Source organism: Streptomyces sp. NPDC059169 (genome assembly GCF_042755225.1).
GTDB lineage: Bacteria > Actinomycetota > Actinomycetes > Streptomycetales > Streptomycetaceae > Streptomyces.
Window position 1 is genome coordinate 191,051 of sequence record NZ_JBHZCF010000006.1, and the last position, 19,128, is coordinate 210,178.

Consider the following 19,128-nt stretch of genomic DNA (forward strand, 5'->3'; position numbering starts at 1 on the left):
CGTAACGGTGGCTGTCGAACAGCAGGGGCCGGTGCCCGCCGAGGCGCGGGAGAAGCATGCCCAGCTGGCCGAGCAGGTCGAGGAGCACCGCTTCCGGTACTACGTGAAGGACCAGCCGGTCATCAGTGACGCCGAGTTCGACAAGCTCCTGCGCTTGCTGGAGGCGTGGGAGGAGGAGTACCCGGAGCTGCGCACCCCGGACTCGCCCACGCAGAAGGTAGCCGGTGCGTACGAGACGGACTTCACGGCCGTCGAGCACCGCGAGCGGATGCTCTCGCTCGACAACGCGTTCGACGAGGCCGAGCTCTCGGGCTGGGCGGACCGCATCGCCAAGGAAGTCGGGTCCTCGCCCCACCACTTCCTGTGCGAGCTGAAGGTCGACGGCCTCGCGGTCAACCTGACGTACGAGAAGGGGCGGCTGACCCGGGCGGCGACCCGCGGTGACGGGCGCACCGGCGAGGACATCACCCCCAACGTGCGGACCATCACCGACATCCCGGACCGGTTGGGTGGAGACAGGATCCCGGATCTCGTCGAGATCCGGGGTGAGGTCTTCTTCCCCATGGAGAAGTTCCAGGAGCTCAATGCCCGTCTTGTGGCGGCTGGTGACAAGCCCTTCGCCAACCCGCGCAACGCGGCGGCCGGTTCGCTGCGCCAGAAGGACCCGAAGGTCACCGCGACGCGTCCGCTGCACATGGTCGTCCACGGCATCGGTGCCAGGGAGGGCTTCGACATCGACCGCCTCTCGCACGCCTACGAACTGCTGCACGAGTGGGGTCTGCCCACGGCCCGGCACAACAAGGTGGCGGACTCCCTCGACGAGGTGCGGGAGTTCATCGCGCACTACGGAGAGAACCGCCATTCCGTGGAGCACGAGATCGACGGCGTGGTCGTCAAACTCGACGAGATCCCGTTGCAGGGGCGGCTCGGCTCCACGGCGCGTGCCCCGCGCTGGGCGATCGCCTGGAAGTACGCGCCGGAGGAGGTCAACACCAAGCTCATCGACATCAAGGTCGGTGTGGGCCGCACCGGTCGCGTCACGCCCTACGCGCAGGTGGAACCGGTCACGGTCGCGGGCTCGGAGGTGGAGTTCGCCACTCTGCACAACCAGGACGTGGTCAAGGCCAAGGGCGTGCTGATCGGCGACACCGTGGTGCTGCGCAAGGCCGGAGACGTGATCCCGGAGATCCTGGGGCCCGTCGTCGACCTGCGGGACGGCAGCGAGCGGGAGTTCGTGATGCCGACCGAGTGCCCTGAATGCGGCACCGCGCTGCGGCCCATGAAGGAAGGCGACATCGATCTGCGCTGTCCCAATGCGCGGTCGTGCCCCGCCCAGTTGCGCGAAAGACTGTTCTACCTGGCCGGTCGGCAATCCCTGGACATCGAGAACTTCGGCGAGGTCGTCGCAGCCGCGCTGACCCGGCCGCTGGAGCCCGCGGAGCCACCGCTGCTCGACGAAGGCGACCTCTTCGACCTGACGGTCGAGCAACTGCTGCCCATCAAGGCCTACGTCCTGGACCCCGACAGCGGACTGCCCAAGCGCGACCCGAAGACGGGCGACGAGAAGATCGTCACGGTGTTCGCCAACCAGAAGGGCGAGCCGAAGAAGAACACCCTGGCCATGCTGGACAACATCGCGGCGGCGAAGACGCGCCCGCTGGCCCGGATCATCAACGGCTTGTCGATCCGCCATGTCGGGCCGGTCGCGGCCGAGGCGCTCGCCCGCGAGTTCCGTTCGATCGAGCGGATCGAACAAGCGACTGAGGAGGAGTTGGCGGCCGTGGAAGGGGTCGGACCGACCATCGCCGCCTCGCTCAAGCAGTGGTTCGAAGAGGACTGGCACCGCGAGATCCTGCGCAAGTGGCGGACCGCGGGTGTCCGCATGGAGGAGGAGGGCGCCGGCGAGGACGAGGGGCCGCGTCCGCTCGAAGGTCTCACCGTCGTCGTCACCGGAACGCTCCAGAACTTCACGCGGGATGGCGCAAAAGCAGCGCTTCAGAACCTCGGAGCGAAAGTGACAGGTTCCGTTTCGAAGAAGACTGCATTCGTCGTTGTCGGTGACAACCCTGGTTCGAAGTACGACAAGGCAATGCAGTTGAAGGTGCCCGTGCTGGACGACGAAGGCTTCGCTGTCCTGCTCGGACAAGGGCCGGAGGCGGCACGCGGGGCCGCGGTTCCGGTCGCCGAGTAGCACGTGAGAGCGAGTCGAACTGCCCATTTGATTCACTCGTTCGGCGCATACCAGATGGTTACGGATGGCCAGGCCGCATTCGGGCAAGAGCTGTAGAGCGCTGCCCGTCGGAGCCTTCTGCGTCCTACTGTTGAGGTAGGCGCCTGTCGTTGACCGTTGCGTGGTGGAGTTCCAGCCGCGTGGCGGCACGACCGGGCAGCCAACGCGTGGCATCGGCACAGCCGGCTGTGAGAGGGACGGGAATGAAACCGACCGAGAGTGCCGCCCCGGTCTCGCGGCCGCGTGGATCCGCGGCGTTCGTGTCATTCGTGAACACGACCTCGAAGCTACGCCTCGCCGTCATGGGGCTCGCCGCCGTGGTGCTCGCGACGGGCGTCGTCAGCGGCGTGCAACAGGGGCACGCGCTCTTCCCCACCGGCACCGAGGGCTGGTCCCTGGCGGTGCTGTCCGGGATCATCGTCACCCATCTGGTCGCGCTCGGTCGTGACCGCTGGTGGGGCGGCACCGGCTCCGGCGCCGCCCTGACCCTCGCCGTGCTGCTGCTGTACGGCTGGGTTCCGGCGGGACTGGTCAGCCTGGCCGTCGTGGTGCTCGTCGGCGCGGCCCGACGGCACCGCTGGCGCCAGGGCGTCCTACACGGCGCGGCCGACATCCTCGGCATCGGCGCAGCAGCGCTGGTCCTCGCCGCGTTCGGCGAGGCCCCCACGGTCGAAGAGCCATGGGCGCCCCTGGATTGGGGCCTCGACGCCGTCCCCAAGGTGGTGCTTGTGGCGACGGCCTACCTCGCCGTCACCCGCGTCCTGCTCTGGTACGCCCTGGCGCCGCAGAGCGGCGGTCTCCCCAGCGTCGCCCGGACGGCGCTGCTCCGGCAGAGCCTCGTCGCCGTCGCACTGCTCGGCATCGCTCCGTTGATCTGTGCGGTCGCGTCCGTCCTGCCGATCCTCCTCCCGCTGTTCGCGGTGCCCCTGATCGCCCTCGACTCCACACTGTGGATCGCCCGGGCTCGCGCGGAGGAGCAACTGCGCGACCCGCTCACCGGACTGCCCAACCGACAGTGGCTGCTGGAGCGCACCTGGGCAGCCCTGGAGGAGGTCGAGGGGATCGGGGCACGTTCGGCCCTGGTGCTGATCGACCTCGACCGCTTCCGGTCGGTCAATGACACCCTCGGACACCTGGCGGGAGACCGGCTGCTCCTCCAGATCGCCGAACGGCTGAAGCTCGCCCTCCCGCGGGGAGCGGAGGCCGCGCGCCTCGGCGGCGACGAGTTCGCCGTGCTCCTGCCGACGGCCGACTCCATCACCAGCGCCCAGCGCGTCGCCCGTCACCTCGTGAGCCAGCTCTCCTCGCCGCTCGACCTCGACGGCCTCACGCTGGTCCTGGAGGCGAGCGCGGGCCTCGCCGTCTTCCCCGAGCACGCGCTTGACGCCGAAGGGCTGCTGCGGCGCGCCGATGTGGCGATGTACCAGGCGAAGCGCGACCGCACGGGCGTGGAGGTCTACGAATCCAAGCGGGATTCGAACACGCCGGACCGGCTCGGCCTGCTCGGCGATCTGCGCCGGGCGCTCGACGCGGGCGAAGTGGAGCTGCACTACCAGCCCAAGGTCGGATTCGACGGTGAGGTGTCGGGTCTGGAAGCGCTCGTGCGCTGGGTTCACCCCGACCGTGGCCGGGTGCCGCCCGACGAGTTCATCGCCATCGCCGAATCCTCCGGCCTGATGCCCCATCTCACCGAGTACGTCCTGGAGACGGCCCTGGGACAGGTCGCCCAGTGGCGTGCCCAAGGGCTCGAGGTCCCGGTGGCCGTCAACGTGTCGCCCAGGGACGTCCACACCCCGGGGTTCGCCGGGGCCGTCGCCGGCAGGCTCGCCCGGCACGGGGTCCCGGCGGCGGCGCTGCAACTGGAGATCACCGAGCACGTGCTGCTGGAGGATCCGCAGCGCGCCGCGGACACTCTGGCCGGGCTGGCGGCCCACGGGGTCAAGATGTCGCTCGACGACTTCGGCACCGGCTACTCGTCGCTGGTCCACCTGCGCAAGCTGCCCGTGAGCGAGTTGAAGATCGACCGATCGTTCGTGGCCCGGCTCGCGGTCGACGCCGAGGACGCAGAGATCGTCCGCTGCACCGTCGACCTCGCCCACTCGCTCGGACTGGTCGTGGTCGCCGAGGGCGTGGAGGACGACGAGACCTGGGAACGGCTGCGCGATCTTGGCTGTGATGCCGTGCAGGGCTGGCTGGTCTCGGCGGCCATGCCGCCCCAGGAGACCACCGCCTGGCTGAGGGCCCGGGGCGTGCACGAGTGGCGTCGCCGTCCGGTGGCGGAACTCCCGGCGGCCGCCGACGTCGACGCGGACCGCCCCTCGGGCCACGTCGTGCAGTAGTGACGAGGGCTGGTGTCGCAGCGGAGCGTCAGGCACCGCAGCGGTGCTCTCGGAGCATGGTCGCCCTCCGGATCGCCGTCCGCGGGTCTTCCCGGACTCATGGCAGGGTGCGGACCACGGGACCGACGTGTCGGCGAGCGGTGTTCTTGCGCCCGGGAGGGCCACCGCCGCGCCCCGGGCGGAGCTCTCGGTCTGCGGTGGCCTGCGCGGGCCGTCGCTCGCCCTCACCGGGCAGGGCGCGCCGGTCGTCGGCCCCGGAAGCCGCCGTGGAGGAAGCGGCCTCGAGCAGGCCCGCGGTCCGCTTCCGCGGACGGTGGGAACGCGGGTTCCGGGCCGTGCGGGACGGCCCCGGTCTCCCGGGCGGGCAGAGCATTTCGCGGGGACCGGCGGCGGCCCCATAGGATTGGGCCAAAACCATCGCACTCACCCCTGAGGATCGCTGCATGCCTGGCATCACGCGCGAGGAGGTCGCCCACCTCGCCCGGCTGGCGCGTCTGGAGCTGAAGGACGAAGAGCTCGATCACTTCGCCGGTCAGCTCGACGACATCATCGGCGCGGTCGCCCGCGTCTCCGAGGTCGCCGACCAAGACGTCCCGCCGACCTCCCACCCGCTGCCGCTGACCAACGTCATGCGCGCGGACGAGGTCCGTCCGTCGCTCACCCCCGAGCAGGCGCTCTCCGGCGCCCCGGCCCAGGAGCAGCAGCGTTTCAAGGTGCCGCAGATCCTGGGGGAGGACTAAGCAGTCATGACGGACATCATCAAGCTCACCGCGGCGGAGATCGCCGCGAAGATCGCCTCGGGCGAGCTCACCGCAGTCGAGGTCACCGAGGCGCACCTCGCCCGGATCGAGGCCGTCGACGAGAAGGTCCATGCCTTCCTGCACATCGACCGAGAGGGCGCACTGGCCCAGGCCCGTGGCGTCGACGCCAAGCGCGAGCGCGGCGAGCGGCTCGGCCCGCTGGCGGGCGTACCGCTGGCGCTCAAGGACATCTTCACCACCGAGGGCATCCCGACCACGGTCGGCTCGAAGATCCTCGAAGGCTGGATCCCGCCGTACGACGCGACGCTGACGCGCAAGCTGAAGGAGGCCGACGTCGTCATCCTCGGCAAGACCAACATGGACGAGTTCGCCATGGGGTCCTCGACCGAGAACAGCGCGTACGGTCCGACCGGCAACCCCTGGGACCTCACCAAGATCCCCGGTGGTTCCGGCGGCGGTTCTTCCGCGGCCCTCGCCTCGTACCAGGCGCCGCTCGCCATCGGCACGGACACCGGCGGCTCGATCCGCCAGCCCGCGGCCGTCACCGGCACGGTCGGCGTCAAGCCGACCTACGGCGGCGTCTCCCGCTACGGCATGGTCGCCTTCTCCTCGTCCCTCGACCAGGGTGGTCCCTGCGCCCGCACCGTCCTGGACGCGGCCCTGCTGCACGAAGTCATCGCCGGTCACGACCCGCTCGACTCGACCTCCATCGACGCACCGGTCCCGCCGGTCGTCGAGGCGGCACGGAACGGCTCGGTGGCCGGCATGCGCGTCGGCGTGGTCAAGCAGTTCCGCGGCGAGGGCTACCAGGCCGGTGTGGTGCGGCGATTCGACGAGTCCGTCGCCCTGCTCGAGGAGTTGGGCGCCGAGATCGTCGAGTTGGACTGCCCGTCCTTCGACCTCGCGCTGTCCGCCTACTACCTGATCGCGCCGTCCGAGTGCTCCTCGAACCTCGCCCGGTTCGACGCCATGCGCTACGGCCTCCGGGTCGGCGACGACGGCACGAAGTCCGCCGAGGACGTCACCGCGCTCACCCGCGAGGCGGGCTTCGGCGACGAGGTCAAGCGCCGCATCATGCTCGGTACCTACGCGCTCAGCTCCGGCTACTACGACGCGTACTACGGCAGCGCCCAGAAGGTGCGCACGCTCATCACGCAGGACTTCGAGAAGGCATTCGACCGGGTCGACGTGATCGTCTCCCCGACGACCCCGACCACCGCCTTCGCGATCGGCGAGCGCGCCGACGACCCGATGGCGATGTACCTCGCCGACCTGTGCACCATCCCGACCAACCTGGCCGGAAACGCGGCGATGTCGCTGCCCTGCGGCCTGGCTCCGGAGGACGGCCTCCCGGTCGGTCTGCAGATCATCGCCCCTGCCATGAAGGACGACCGCCTGTACACGGTGGGCGCGGCCGTCGAGGCCGCCTTCGTGGCACGCTGGGGTCACCCGCTGCTGGAGGAGGCACCGTCACTGTGAGCACGCTGCAGAAGGCCAAGGGCTTCAGGAAGTCCCGGACCGGTACCTACGTGTCCATGGCCACCACCGCGTTCGGAGCCATCAGCATCGCGAAGCAGGCCAAGAAGGCCCGCCTGGAGCACGACACGCTCCGGCTGGTCGACGCGGCCGTGTCCGCCGCCGCCATCGTCACCGGACTCGCGATCCTCTACCGGGAGCTGAAGCGCCTGGGCGACGACGACGTCCTGTTCGGCTGAGAGGGAAAGTTTCACCGTGACCGTCACTGACCTGGTGTCGTACGAGGACGCCCTCGCGGCCTACGACCCCGTCATGGGCCTGGAGGTCCATGTCGAGCTCGGCACCAAGACCAAGATGTTCTGCGGCTGTTCGACCGAGCTGGGCGCCGAGCCCAACTCGCAGACCTGCCCCACCTGCCTCGGCCTGCCCGGCTCCTTGCCGGTCATGAACGCCGTGGGCGTCGAATCCGCCATCAAGATCGGTCTCGCGCTGAACTGCGAGATCGCCGAGTGGTGCCGCTTCGCCCGGAAGAACTACTTCTATCCGGACATGCCGAAGAACTTCCAGACCTCGCAGTACGACGAGCCGATCGCCTTCAACGGCTATCTGGACGTCCAGCTCGAGGACGGAGAGGTCTTCCGCGTGGAGATCGAGCGGGCCCACATGGAGGAGGACACCGGCAAGTCGACGCACGTCGGCGGTGCCACCGGCCGTATCCACGGCGCGTCCCACTCCCTGCTGGACTACAACCGTGCCGGCATCCCGCTGATCGAGATCGTTACCAAGCCGATCGTGGGTGCCGGTGACCGCGCTCCCGAGGTCGCCAAGGCATACGTCGCCGAACTCCGCGAGCTCATCAAGGCGCTCGCCGTCTCAGAGGCCCGGATGGAGATGGGCCAGATGCGCTGCGACGTGAACCTGTCGCTGATGCCGAAGGGTACCGAGACGTTCGGCACCAGGAGCGAGACGAAGAACGTCAACTCGCTGCGGTCCGTCGAGCGGGCGGTCCGCTTCGAGGTGCAGCGGCACGCCGCGGTGCTCGGCGGCGGCGGCAAGATCGTCCAGGAGACCCGACACTTCCACGAGGAGGACGGTTCCACCACGTCCGGTCGGGTGAAGGAGGAGGCCGAGGACTACCGGTACTTCCCGGAGCCCGATCTCGTGCCGGTGGCCCCGTCCCGCGAGTGGGTCGAGGAGCTGCGCGCAGGGCTGCCCGAGCTGCCGCGTGTGCGCCGCAACCGGCTCCGCGAGGAGTGGGGCGTCTCCGAGCACGACATGCAGTCGATCCTCAACGCGGGGGCGGTCGATCTGATCGTCGCCACGACCGAGGCGGGCGCGCCCGCCGACCAGGCCCGCAAGTGGTGGATGGGCGAGCTCGCCCGGAACGCCAATGAGTCGGGCCGCGCGCTCGACGGGCTGCCGATCACGCCGGAACAGGTCGCCCGGGTCGCCGCGCTGGTTGCCTCCGGTGATCTCAACGACAAGCTCGCGCGACAGGTCATCGAGGGTGTGCTCGCGGGCGAGGGCGCCCCGGACGACGTCGTCGAGAAGCGCGGTCTGAAGGTCGTCTCCGATGAGGGAGCGCTCGGCGCCGCCGTCGACGAGGCGATCGCCGGCAACGCCGCCGTCGCGGACAAGATCCGCGGCGGGAAGGTGGCGGCGGTGGGCGCGCTGGTCGGTGCGGTCATGAAGGCCACCCGGGGCCAGGCCGACGCCGCCCGCGTCAAGGAGCTGATCCTGGAGAGGCTCGGTGTGACCGAGGGCTGAGGCTCTCGTGCACGCGGCCGAGGTCGGGACACCGTGGGGTGTCCCGACCTCGTTGCGTGGGAGGCGTGGCGGGGTGCCGTGCCCGGCGGGGGTGGTGGAGCCGGCGCGCGGGCGGCGTGCGTGCACGTGCCCGGCCGGACCGGTCGGAGCCTTCCCGCGGTGACGGCCGCGGCGCCCGTTCGCAGCCGCCGACGCCGTCCCGGGAGGACTTCCGCCGGACCGGGTGTGGGTGGCGGCAGTACCGGGGCGTTCCGTCGGGGCCGTCGTCCGGCGTTGCCGGGACCGCACACTGCACGGTCCCCCGGGTCTGTGAGCGGCCGCTGCCCGGTGTCCCGTGCCGCGCATCACGCACGAGCGTCGCGAACACCGGCCGCCGTCGGGGCGGTACCGCCGCAGAAATGTTCACCGGCCGCCGCTCGTCCCGGTGGGCGCCCTGCGTCCGTCCCCGGCTGCCCGCCCGGTACCAGGGGCACTCCGGGTCCCGTCGGAGCCCCCGGAGGAGTCCGGTGCCACACCCAGGGTGCCGTCCGCGGTCCCGCCGTGCGGCTGCGCCCCGCACCCCCGTCCCCGTGTGGCGGGGGAAGCGCCTGGGCCCCGGCCCGTCTTCTCGGACGTTCACGCTGCCGTCGTCCCCAGACCCTTCCATCCCGGCTATCCGTGGCCGACGTACGCCGAGCGGCTGGAGAAGGCGGGGCGCAGCTGGAAGACGTACCAGGAGTGGGAGAACTTCACCGACAACAACATCGAGTACTTTAAGCTGGCCGCTTAGCATTTGGCGTCTGGCCTTGGCAAACAGGCAGATGGGGTAGCCTATAGGGCTTGTTTGATCTTAGCGTTCTTTTGCGTTGATCACTGCTGGGCCGGCGGCATCGGCAACATGCCGGTTTTCATTGCCGTCATGGGACGCATCATCGTGCCACGCGGCTGAAGGAGCTCAATGAGCGCCCGGACGGACAGTCTTACGAGTTCAATGCGCCCTCAATAAGATTGAGATAGAGGGTGACGTGATTGAACTTGCCATCTACAGACTCATAGAAGGCCGCACATCTCCCCCAAAAAGTCTCACCCTTCTTCCGCGGGCCAAGGTAGTCCGTATCTTCTACGCAGCGCCACTCGATTTCGAACTCTGCGGCCACTTTGTTGCCAGATGAAACAAAATTCTTCAGGTGCAAGGTCTCCAAGATGCCGGCATGTCCTGACCCCTCCCCCGAACTCCAGAAACCAACTATCTCTGCTTTCCCACGGAAAATCCCCTTGTAGGGATGGTCAAATATCGCGTCGGGCGAATAATAGCGATCGAAGACATCAGACTTATCGGTTGCCGCGCTGAATTCTTCCGCATAGTCTTCAAATTGACTAGCGCTAACCATTTCCCGCCTCCGTCGCCGTCAGGTCCCGTTTCAGTGGCTTCAGCAGCTCTGTAAGGTCATCGAGCCTCTCTAGATTCCACAGGCTGGCGAGGATTCTACTGTGGTCTGCTGAATCCGCTAGTGGTGCGAGGTTCTGCATCAGTTTCCCTGATATGTCGTCATCGGACAGCGGGTCACGCGGGTCTCCGCGTGAGAAGTCACGCTCGTGTCGCAGGACATCTCCGGAACGGAGTGTCACAACGATTCGGCACGGCGTCGCCGGAGGGTACTTCTGCGTTAGGGCCGGATCCTCCTTAACCTCGATCTTCTCCAGCAAATATCGAATCTGCGGGTCTCGCGCGCGCTTTGCGTCAAAGTCGCTGTACTCGACAGGCTTGACAAGCGCCGTAGCCACAGAATAAGGCAGCGAATGCGTACGAGCCGCCCGGCTGGTGGGGTTGAAGGCCGAAGCTGTCAGGCCGTTCCTCATCGCATGGCCGTAGCTTTCGACCACTACCGTGAGAATATCCTCGACCCGGTCGATTCTTGAGGACAATTCTTGCGCGACGTCGATCGGAGTCTGGCAAAAGAACAGCGCCGGCCATCTCTTGAAGATGATACTCGTGAGATCGGGCTCGATATCGAGCGACGTCTCGCAGTGCCTGAAGAAGTGGTCGGCGCCGAACTCCCCCTGATAGATGCGCCGCGGTCCTGTGAATCCGGCCCGCGCCAGTTTCGCGGCCTGCAGGCCCCGCATGGCGCCGGATGCATAAGTACAGTGTTTCCAGTCGGTCACATTTCCGACAGCGGCCTGATTGCTGTTGAACCCGAAACCGCCGGCGATCCGCTGAGCTTCGACCAGATGAGTTTCGGAAAGGCCGAGGGACTGCCCGATGGAAAGTGCGGTCCAAAAGATGGAGGCAGCGTCGTGATCAAACCCATACCCCTCAGGGTCGTAGTAATCGGCGAATTTCGCGGCCAGATGAAAGAAGACATTCACTGACTCCAGGAGCTGTCTTCCGTTCCAGTGCAGCCAGTCGGCCAAGGTCAAGGCCAGTGCCACATTGTCTGAGGGGTGAACCACACCCATTCCATTGGGCGATATGTAGGTATTAAGTAGATCGCTGCGGCGTGCCAGGATGGAGTTCAGAAAGACGGCGTCCGTGATGTTTGATTCTCGCCCAACACCCCAGATGGGGCTGCCCGATCCCGCTCCGGGACCCGTTACCAGATTCCGAAATTCGCCCAGAATTTCCCGATCGGCCATTGAGGCGCAAATTCCCGCATACGAGTCGATGACGCTTCGCTTGATCGTGTGGAGATCTCCCCCTCCGAGGCGTCTGCCAGCAAGTTCCCGGGTCCACGCTGCCAGCAATTCCTCCAAATCCGACATAAAGTAAGTCTACAATTCATTCAACGATGCCGCATCTTGTACCGTGGTCGGGGATTTTTGATGTTTTTCTGCGCTGTCGTTGACCGGGCACGATTCAGGATGCGACGGCCGAGCTGATAGCGGGATGGCATGCTGCCACGAAGTCAAGAACGGACAACGTCGAACCCGCAGACCGGACACGGCCACCAGGACCGACTACTCGTGGAAGCACGAGAGGCACGGAATGAACGTGCAAGTTCTTCACCACCTTCAAGGACATCGCGCGCAAGGCCCTCGCCAGGACGGGCGGCCACACCTTCATGGAAGCCTTCTACGCGAAGGTCCGCGACACCGCTGACGGCGCCGAGCGCGCCCGGCTGCTCGACGCACTGGAGGAGGGAGTGGCCACGTTCACCCCGCGGGAGCGCGCGCTCTTCGAGCGGGGGTTGCGGCGCGGCAAGACCGGCAGCCTCGGGCCACCGGGCTCGGCATCCGCGTTCCGCTGCTCGTCGTCTCGCCGTGGACCGTCGGCGGCTACGTCTGCTCCGAGGTCTTCGACCACACGTCGGTGATCCGCTTCCTGGAGAAGTGGACAGGCGTGGCGGAGCCCAACATCACCGCGTGGCGCCGCACCGTCACCGGCGACCTCACCTCGGCGTTCGACTTCCGGCACGGGCACCGGCAGCCGGAGGTGGACCCACCCGGCACGATCCCGCCGTTCACCGGTCGCTGGCGTCCGCAGCCCCCTGCGGTGCAGCGCATGCCCGAGCAGGAGCCCGGTGTGCGTCGTGCCCGCCCGCTGCCGTACCAGCCCGACGCCTCGGCCCGGGGCGGTGACGGTGCGGTGACGGGATTGGACCCGGAGGCTCACGGTGAAGCCCGGCCGCAGCCGCACCGTTCGTCCACTCGGCCGCGGACGCCCACGGTTGGTGCGACGTACAGGTCACCGCGGACGGCACCGGTGGCTTCCGCCGCCGTCTGATGGGGCACATCGAGAACGGGCGCCCCAGCATCTCCGGCTGACCCGCGCGCCGACGTTCGTACCCCGCAGGGCCCGGAGTGGCGTGGAACCCGGTGCCGGTACCGGATTCTCCGTACCCGTGTGAGTATGACCACGAAAGGGACAAATGATCACCAGGGCCTGAGACAGTGACGTCCTTAAGGTCATGCGTTCTTTGCGGGCGTTCCCGGTGAAGATCCACGAACCACCAGGGAGCTCGTCCGTTGGCAGCCATTGCCCGGTGGTGCATCAGGCACCGCCTCGCCACCGTCATCCTCTGGTTGATCACCTTCGGGGGCATCTCGGCAGCGGCGGCCTTCGCGGGCACGGCGTACTCCAACGACTACGAGGTCCCCGGCACCGAATCGGGCCGGGCCGCCGCCCTCCTCCAGGCCGGGTTCCAGTACCGCGGCGGCTCCAGTGACATCATCGTCTGGCACACGGCCCGCGGCAGCGTACGGGCGGCCCCCGTGGAAGAGCGCATGTCCCGGGCGCTCGCCGCGATCGCCCGCATGGACGGTGTTGCCTCCGTCACCAGCCCCTACGACGAATCGACGGGAGCCACCGGCAAGAGCGCCTCCGGTTCCGGTGGGACGGGCCCCTCCGAGCCCGCGGACACCAGAACGCCCGACGCTGCGGCAGTCCACGGGTCCGGCGGCGACGGCGCTCGCGCACCGGACGACGGCACCGACCGAGCCACGGCGAAGGAACGCGACGCCGCAGCCGCAAACAGCAGCACCCCGGGCCGACAGGACGCACACCCCGACGAGGGGGACGCCAGTGCGGCCCCCCAGGACAGCGCCGCGCAGATCAGCGCCGACGGCCGCACCGCCTACGCCACGGTGGCGTTCGAAGCTCAGGCCGGCGACATCCCCGAGGCCAGGGCGCAGGCGGTCGTCGACAGGGCCAAGGCCGCGGCCGGCGACGGACTCCAGGTGGAACTCGGCGGCAGCGCCGCGGCCCTGACCGAAGCGCCCTCGGCCCACCTTGCCGAGGTCGTCGGCGTGGCCGTCGCCGCCGTCGTCCTCTTCCTCGCCTTCGGGTCGGTCGCGGCGAGCCTGCTGCCGATCGCCACCGCACTGGTGAGCGTCGGTGCCGCGTACGCAGCGACCGTCCTGCTCGGCCACGCCATGGCCGTCGCCGACTTCGCGCCCATGCTCGGACTGCTCATCGGACTCGGTATCGGTATCGACTACGCCCTGTTCATCGTCACCCGGCACCGCTCGGGTCTCCGGCGCGGACTCCCCGTCGCGGCCGCCGCCGAACACGCCGTGGCGACCACCGGCCGGGCGGTCGTCTTCGCCGGAGCCACCGTCTGCATCGCACTACTCGGCATGCTGGTCCTGCGCCTGGACTTCCTCAACGGAGTCGCGCTCGCGGCCTGCCTCACCGTACTCCTCACGGTCGCCGCATCCGTGACCCTGCTGCCGGCCCTGCTGTCCTCCATCGGGATGCGGGCCCTCGGCAGGCCGGAACGCCGCCGACTCGCCAGACGCGGTCCGCGGCCCGAGCTCCCGAACGGTTTCGCCGCCCGGTGGTCCGCCTTCGTCGAGCACCGTCCGAAGCTCCTGGGCGTGGTCGCCGCCTCGATGATGTGCGTGCTGGCGCTGCCCGCCTTCTCCCTCCACCTCGGCACCTCCGACCAGGGAAACAACCCCGTTTCCAGCACCACGCGCAAGGCGTACGACCTGGTCGCCGCGGGTTTCGGGCCCGGCACCAACGGTCCCCTCACCCTGGTCGCCGAAGTCGACGGCGCCGACGACCTGGTGGCGCTGCAGGCACTGCCCGCCGTGCTGAGGGACACCGAGGGGATCGCCTCCGTCGGCCCGATCGCCTACAACAGCCGCCACGACACCGCCGTGCTGACCGTCGTACCTGACTCCTCGCCGCAGTCGCAACGCACTGGTGAGCTCGTCGACAGGCTGCGCGGATCCGTGCTGCCGACCGCGGAGAGCGGCACCTCGCTGGACGTCCACGTCGGCGGAGTGACAGCGAGCTACGACGACTTCGCAGGCGTCATCATCGGGAAGCTGCCGCTCTTCGTGGGCGTCGTCGTCGCCCTCGGCTGCCTGCTGCTGCTGCTCGCCTTCCGCTCGCTCGGAATCCCGCTCAAGGCCGCTCTGATGAACGTGGCCGCGGTCGCCTCCGCGTTCGGCGTCGTGGTGGCGATCTTCCAATGGGGCTGGGGGAGCGAAGTGCTGGGACTCGGCAGGGCCGGTCCCATCGAGCCCTTCCTGCCCGTGATCATGGTTTCGGTCCTCTTCGGCCTCTCCATGGACTACCAGGTCTTCCTGGTCAGCCGGATGTACGAGGAATGGCTGGAGAGCGGGGACAACCGCAGGGCCGTCCGCGTCGGCCTCGCCGAGACCAGCCGCGTGATCAACTCCGCGGCGGTCATCATGCTCTCGGTCTTCCTCGCCTTCGTGCTCAGCGGCGACCGGGTGATCGCGATGTTCGGCATCGGACTCGCCGCGGCCGTGGCGCTGGACGCCTTCGTCCTGCGCACGCTCCTGGTGCCCGCGCTCATGCACCTGCTGGGAGCGGCCAACTGGTGGTTGCCGCGCTGGTTGGACCGTTGTCTGCCGCGGATCAGCATCGAAACTCCCGGGACGTCGGATCCGGCACGTGCGACGATCGCGAAACAGCGTCCGGGCGAGCAGCACACGCTCGTGCGGTAGCCCCCAACACCGACAAGGAGCGGGATGTTCGCGATACCCCTGGGCGAGGGCGCCGAACTGCGGCCCATCGAGCCCTGGCAGGCCGAGGAGTTCCTCGACCACATAGAACGTGCGCGTGAGTACGCGGGACCCTGGGTCCCCTTCACCGCCAGGGCGACGGACGTCGCATCGGCCCGTGCGGTGCTCCAGACATACGCCGACAAGCAGGCTGCCGACACCGGCCGTATCTGCGCGATCCGTCTCGACGGCACGCTCGTCGGCGGGGTGCTCTTCCGCATCTTCGACACCGCTACCGAGTCCTGCGAGGTCGGCGTCTGGCTGGAACCGTCCGCAGCCGGCCGGGGACTGGTCACCCGGGCGTGCGAGCACATCATCGACTGGGCGGTCGAGGAACGCGGTATGCACCGGGTCGAATGGCTCGTGTCCTCCCTCAACCAGCGCTCCATCTCCGTCGCCAAGCGGCTCGGCATGACCCGCGACGGCGTCCTGCGCGAGAGCTTCCCCTGGCAGGGCATCCGCCACGACATGGAGGTCTGGTCCGTCCTGGCACCCGAATGGCGCGAGCGCCGCACGTCCGACGGCGGCTGAATCCCGGTGGCGTCCGGTCGGTACGCCGACCACGGCAGGAGTCGGGTAGGCCGCCGCGGTAACCCACCCTAAGGAGGAGGGAGGCGTCCCAGCCGGTCATCTAAGGCCTCCGGACGACGTAGATCCGGCAACCGTCCGATGCGGCCGCACCCCCTGGGGGACGAGAGTGGGGACATCGCGCGAAGCGAGGCTCTCACGAGCCACTGACACCTCGTCACCAGGGAGAACACCGTGTTCGTCCTCGAACTGCAGAAGATTCACCAGGCCGAGATCATGCGCTGGGCCGACGGCGAACGGCCGGCCAGGCGGCTGCTCCTGGCCCGCCGTGCCGCTCGTCGTGGGCGCCGCTCGCCCGAACGGGCCGCGGAGGGACGGGTGAGCATCCGGGACCGGTTCGCCCGCGCCGCGTGAGGCGGGCCGCGTCATGACGGTCGGATCGATGCCCCGCGCCACCGGTCCGGACGGTTGTGCGATGCTCGGCGGCGTGGAGAGCAGGTCCGTCAGCCCCGTTTTCGTCGGCCGAACCGGCGAACTGGCCCAACTCGCTGACGCGCTCTCCCGCGCCACCGCGGGAAACCCGCAGGCCCTGCTGATCGGCGGCGAAGCCGGCGTGGGCAAGACACGGCTCGTCGAGGAGTTCCGCGACGAGGCGTGCCGCAGGGGCGCCGCCGTCGCCATCGGCGGCTGCGTCGAGATCGGGGCGGACGGCCTGCCGTTCGCCCCCTTCTCGACGGCACTGCGTGCCCTGCGGTGCAGGCTGCCCGACGAGGTAGCGGCCGCGGTCGCCGGACACGAGGACGAACTGGCGCGGCTGCTGCCCGAGTTGGGTGACGTCGCGCGCCACAGGGGCGGGCGCGACGAGGAGGGCACGGCCCGACTCTTCGAATTCACCGCCCGGCTGCTGGAACGCCTCGCCGTCGACCGCCCGGTCGTCGTCGTCCTGGAGGACCTGCACTGGGCCGATGCCTCCACGCGTCACCTGCTGGCCTATCTGCTGCGCACCATGCGCCGCGGTGGCCTCGTCATCGTCGCCACCTACCGCAGTGACGACATCCACCGCCGGCACCCGTTGCGTCCCCTCCTCGCCGAGATCGAGCGGATGCGCACCGTCCAGCGCGTCGCGCTGCCCCGCTTCAGCCGCGGCGAGGTCGCCCGCCAGATGGCGGGGATCCTCGCCGCGGAACCGGCCCCGTCCCTCGTCGACTGCATCTTCGAACGATCCGACGGCAATGCGTTCTTCGTCGAGGAACTGGCGGTCGCCGCCCACCACGGCTGTGCTTCGGGACTCACCGACACCCTGCGCGACCTCCTGCTCGTCCGCGTCGAAGGCCTGCCCGAGCACGCCCAGCGGGTCGCCAGGTCCGCGGCCGAAGGCGGCTCCGCCGTCGAACACGCCCTGCTCGCCGCGGTCGTGGGGCTCGGCGAGGACGAACTGATCGAGGCGTTGCGCGGGGTCGTCGGCGCCAACATCCTGCTCGCCACGCCGGACGGCGACGGATACCGGTTCCGGCACTCGCTGGTGCGCGAAGCCGTCAGCGACGACCTGCTCCCGGGCGAACGGTCCCGCCTGAACCGCCGCTACGCCGAAGCGCTGGAGGCCGCCCCGACACTGGTCCCCGCTGACGAAAGGGCCGCTCGGCTGGCCAGCTACTGGTACCACGCGCACGACGCCGCGAAGGCCCTGCCCGCCGTGCTCCACGCCTCCGTCGAGGCCCGCAAGCGCCACGCCTTCGCTGAGCAGCTGGGGCTCCTGGAGCGGGCCATGGAACTGTGGGACGAGGTTTCCGGAGACATCCTCTGCTCCCTGCGCCCCATGGACCACGCCGAGTCCTACCCGTCCCTGCCCGATACGGGGGAGGACTGCGGCTGCGACGCCGGCACGCCTCCGCTGGGCTTCCTCGACCTGCTCGCCGAGGCAGCCGTCGCCGCCCGGCTCTGCGGCGAACGCGAACGTGCCTTCAAGATCGTGAAGACCGCGCTGCGGGTGCTGGACACCGAGGAGGACGACCACCTGCGGGCGGCGTGGTTCTGGACCGAGCGATCCCGGCTGGTGCAGAACCTCGGTCGTGGGGACGGCTGGAAGGAGATCGCCACCGCCCAGGAACTGGTCCGCGGGCTGCCCCCGTCCACCGTGCACGCACAGGTGTTGGCCACGGCCGCGGGCTGGGGCATGCTGCACGCGCCAGGCCCGGAGAGCCTCGCCGCCGCGGAGCGGGCCGTCGAGTACGCGCGCCTCGTCGGTGCAGAGGAGATCGAACTCAACGCACGCCTCACCCTCGGGGGGCTCATGGTCGACTCCGGCGACGTCGACGGCGGATTCACGGAGATGTACGCGGTCCTGGACCGCGCTCTGGAGCTCGGTCTCGTCGCTGAAGCGAGCCGCTCCTGCACCAACCTCTCCTCCAAGCTCGAGAGCGTCGGCCGCTCCCGCGAGGCCGCCGAGGTGGCGGCCCGGGGACTGGAGCTGTCCCGTACCCACGGACTGCCGGACAACGAGGGTCGGGCGCTGGGGAACCTCCTCGCCGCGCAGTTCTCCCTGGGCCTGTGGGACGAGGCCCAGCAGGGCGCGGAGCACCTCCTGCAGGCCGCGCAGAGCTCCAAACCCCGCGGCTTCGCGAGCAGCTGTCTCGCCCGGATCGCCCTCGCCCGGGGGGACACCGCTGCTGCGGCGGGGCACCTCGCCGCCGCCGCCGAACACTTCGGTCCGTACGACGCATTGCCGCAGAACTTCCTTCGGCTCGCCCGGACGTCCCTGGCCATCGCCGCAGCGCAGGGGCGGATCGCCGACGTCAGGGCCGGGTTCTCCCGTGCCGTGGAGAACGGCTTCCCCACCGGCACCCACCGCTACGCCTGGCCGATGGTGCTCCAGGCGGCGACGGCGGAGGCGGACGCGCGGGGACTGCCCGCAGCGGAAGCCGGCCGCACCGAGGCGCTCGAAGCGGTCCGCACCGCCGCCAAACGGCTCAGTACGCCCGTGGCGCTGTGGCGTGCCCACGCGCTCCACGTCGACGCCGAACTGCTGCGGGCCGAGGGCCGGGAGACCGCCGCACGGTGGAGGGAGGTGGTCGCCGCGTTCGCGCCGCTGGACCGCCCGCACCCGTACGCCGTGGTCACGTTCCGCACGGCGGAGGCCCTGCTGAACGAGGGCGGCGGACGCACGGAGGCCACCGACCTCCTGCGCGCCGCCCACAGTGCGGCCAGGGGCCTGGGCGCACGTCCCCTCGGCGAGGAGATCGAGCTCCTGGCCCGGCGCGCCCGGATCGTCCTCACCGGCCCGGAGCCCGCACGCCCCGCGGAGCCGGATCCTGCCGAGGACCTCGGGCTCACTTCGCGCGAACAGGACGTCCTGCGTCTGGTCGCGGTCGGGCGCACCAACCGGCAGATAGCCGAGGAACTGTTCATCTCGCCCAAGACCGCGAGCGTCCACGTCTCCAACATCCTCGGGAAGCTCGGTGTTGCGGGACGCGTCGAAGCGGCCGCATTGGCCCATCGACTGCGGCTGTTCCCCGGGACGGCCTGACGAAGCGGCGCGCGGCGCGGGTGCCACGCCCACGGTGGCTCAGGCGCC

General features: G+C 69.3%; 13 protein-coding genes and 1 pseudogene. 12 read left to right on the plus strand and 2 right to left on the minus strand.

Annotated elements, in window-relative coordinates; translation table 11 throughout:
• Positions 1 to 7: 7 nt before the first annotated feature.
• The 7 genes from ligA to ACFXOM_RS13655 all read left to right on the plus strand — a co-directional run bounded on the left by ligA (position 8) and on the right by ACFXOM_RS13655 (position 9,342).
• The gene (ligA, locus tag ACFXOM_RS13625; protein ID WP_384948109.1) at positions 8 to 2,191 is read left to right on the plus strand and encodes an NAD-dependent DNA ligase LigA; all 2,184 of its coding nucleotides are present in this window, start codon (positions 8 to 10) and stop codon (positions 2,189 to 2,191) included.
• 242 nt (positions 2,192 to 2,433) lie between these two features.
• Positions 2,434 to 4,569 (plus strand): putative bifunctional diguanylate cyclase/phosphodiesterase, encoded by a 2,136-nt coding sequence (locus tag ACFXOM_RS13630; protein ID WP_384933670.1) that lies wholly within the window; start codon positions 2,434 to 2,436, stop codon positions 4,567 to 4,569.
• 443 nt (positions 4,570 to 5,012) lie between these two features.
• A complete protein-coding gene (gene gatC, locus ACFXOM_RS13635) occupies positions 5,013 to 5,309 on the plus strand; it encodes an Asp-tRNA(Asn)/Glu-tRNA(Gln) amidotransferase subunit GatC (RefSeq protein WP_016642027.1) in 297 nt (98 codons plus the stop codon).
• 6 nt (positions 5,310 to 5,315) lie between these two features.
• Complete coding sequence (gene gatA / locus ACFXOM_RS13640; RefSeq protein ID WP_384933673.1) at positions 5,316 to 6,809, plus strand: Asp-tRNA(Asn)/Glu-tRNA(Gln) amidotransferase subunit GatA; 1,494 nt, start codon at positions 5,316 to 5,318, stop codon at positions 6,807 to 6,809.
• A complete protein-coding gene (locus tag ACFXOM_RS13645; protein ID WP_384933676.1) occupies positions 6,806 to 7,045 on the plus strand; it encodes a hypothetical protein in 240 nt (79 codons plus the stop codon). Before gatA ends, ACFXOM_RS13645 begins: the two co-directional genes overlap by 4 nt.
• A 16-nt stretch (positions 7,046 to 7,061) precedes the next feature.
• Positions 7,062 to 8,573: an Asp-tRNA(Asn)/Glu-tRNA(Gln) amidotransferase subunit GatB gene (gene gatB, locus ACFXOM_RS13650; protein ID WP_384933678.1), complete on the plus strand. Its 1,512-nt coding sequence runs from the start codon at positions 7,062 to 7,064 to the stop codon at positions 8,571 to 8,573.
• Between the two features lie 571 nt (positions 8,574 to 9,144).
• Positions 9,145 to 9,342 carry an alkaline phosphatase family protein gene (locus tag ACFXOM_RS13655; protein WP_384948128.1) on the plus strand — a complete coding sequence of 66 codons (198 nt, stop codon included), beginning with the start codon at positions 9,145 to 9,147 and terminating at the stop codon, positions 9,340 to 9,342.
• A 190-nt stretch (positions 9,343 to 9,532) separates the two neighbouring features.
• Here ACFXOM_RS13655 and ACFXOM_RS13660 read toward each other — a convergent pair whose 3' ends face one another.
• Positions 9,533 to 9,943 carry a nuclear transport factor 2 family protein gene (locus ACFXOM_RS13660; protein WP_384948106.1) on the minus strand — a complete coding sequence of 137 codons (411 nt, stop codon included), beginning with the start codon at positions 9,941 to 9,943 and terminating at the stop codon, positions 9,533 to 9,535.
• Positions 9,936 to 11,315, minus strand: a complete 1,380-nt coding sequence (locus ACFXOM_RS13665) for an MmgE/PrpD family protein (RefSeq protein ID WP_385037962.1) — start codon at positions 11,313 to 11,315, stop codon at positions 9,936 to 9,938. The genes ACFXOM_RS13660 and ACFXOM_RS13665 overlap by 8 nt, the downstream gene beginning before the upstream one ends.
• A gap of 233 nt (positions 11,316 to 11,548) precedes the next feature.
• Between ACFXOM_RS13665 and ACFXOM_RS13670 the strand changes: the two are divergent.
• From ACFXOM_RS13670 to ACFXOM_RS13690, 5 genes and pseudogenes are all read left to right on the plus strand, one after another.
• A pseudogene (locus ACFXOM_RS13670) lies at positions 11,549 to 12,317 on the plus strand (alkaline phosphatase family protein); the annotation flags it as partial.
• A gap of 249 nt (positions 12,318 to 12,566) precedes the next feature.
• Positions 12,567 to 14,972: an MMPL family transporter gene (locus ACFXOM_RS13675; protein ID WP_384934072.1), complete on the plus strand. Its 2,406-nt coding sequence runs from the start codon at positions 12,567 to 12,569 to the stop codon at positions 14,970 to 14,972.
• A gap of 24 nt (positions 14,973 to 14,996) precedes the next feature.
• Positions 14,997 to 15,560 carry a GNAT family N-acetyltransferase gene (locus tag ACFXOM_RS13680; protein WP_384933688.1) on the plus strand — a complete coding sequence of 188 codons (564 nt, stop codon included), beginning with the start codon at positions 14,997 to 14,999 and terminating at the stop codon, positions 15,558 to 15,560.
• Positions 15,561 to 15,791: 231 nt separating this feature from the next.
• The gene (locus tag ACFXOM_RS13685; protein WP_384933691.1) at positions 15,792 to 15,971 is read left to right on the plus strand and encodes a hypothetical protein; all 180 of its coding nucleotides are present in this window, start codon (positions 15,792 to 15,794) and stop codon (positions 15,969 to 15,971) included.
• A 28-nt stretch (positions 15,972 to 15,999) separates the two neighbouring features.
• Entirely contained in the window at positions 16,000 to 19,080 is a 3,081-nt protein-coding gene (locus tag ACFXOM_RS13690) for an AAA family ATPase (protein WP_384933694.1), read from the plus strand.
• The last annotated feature ends 48 nt before the right edge of the window (positions 19,081 to 19,128 follow it).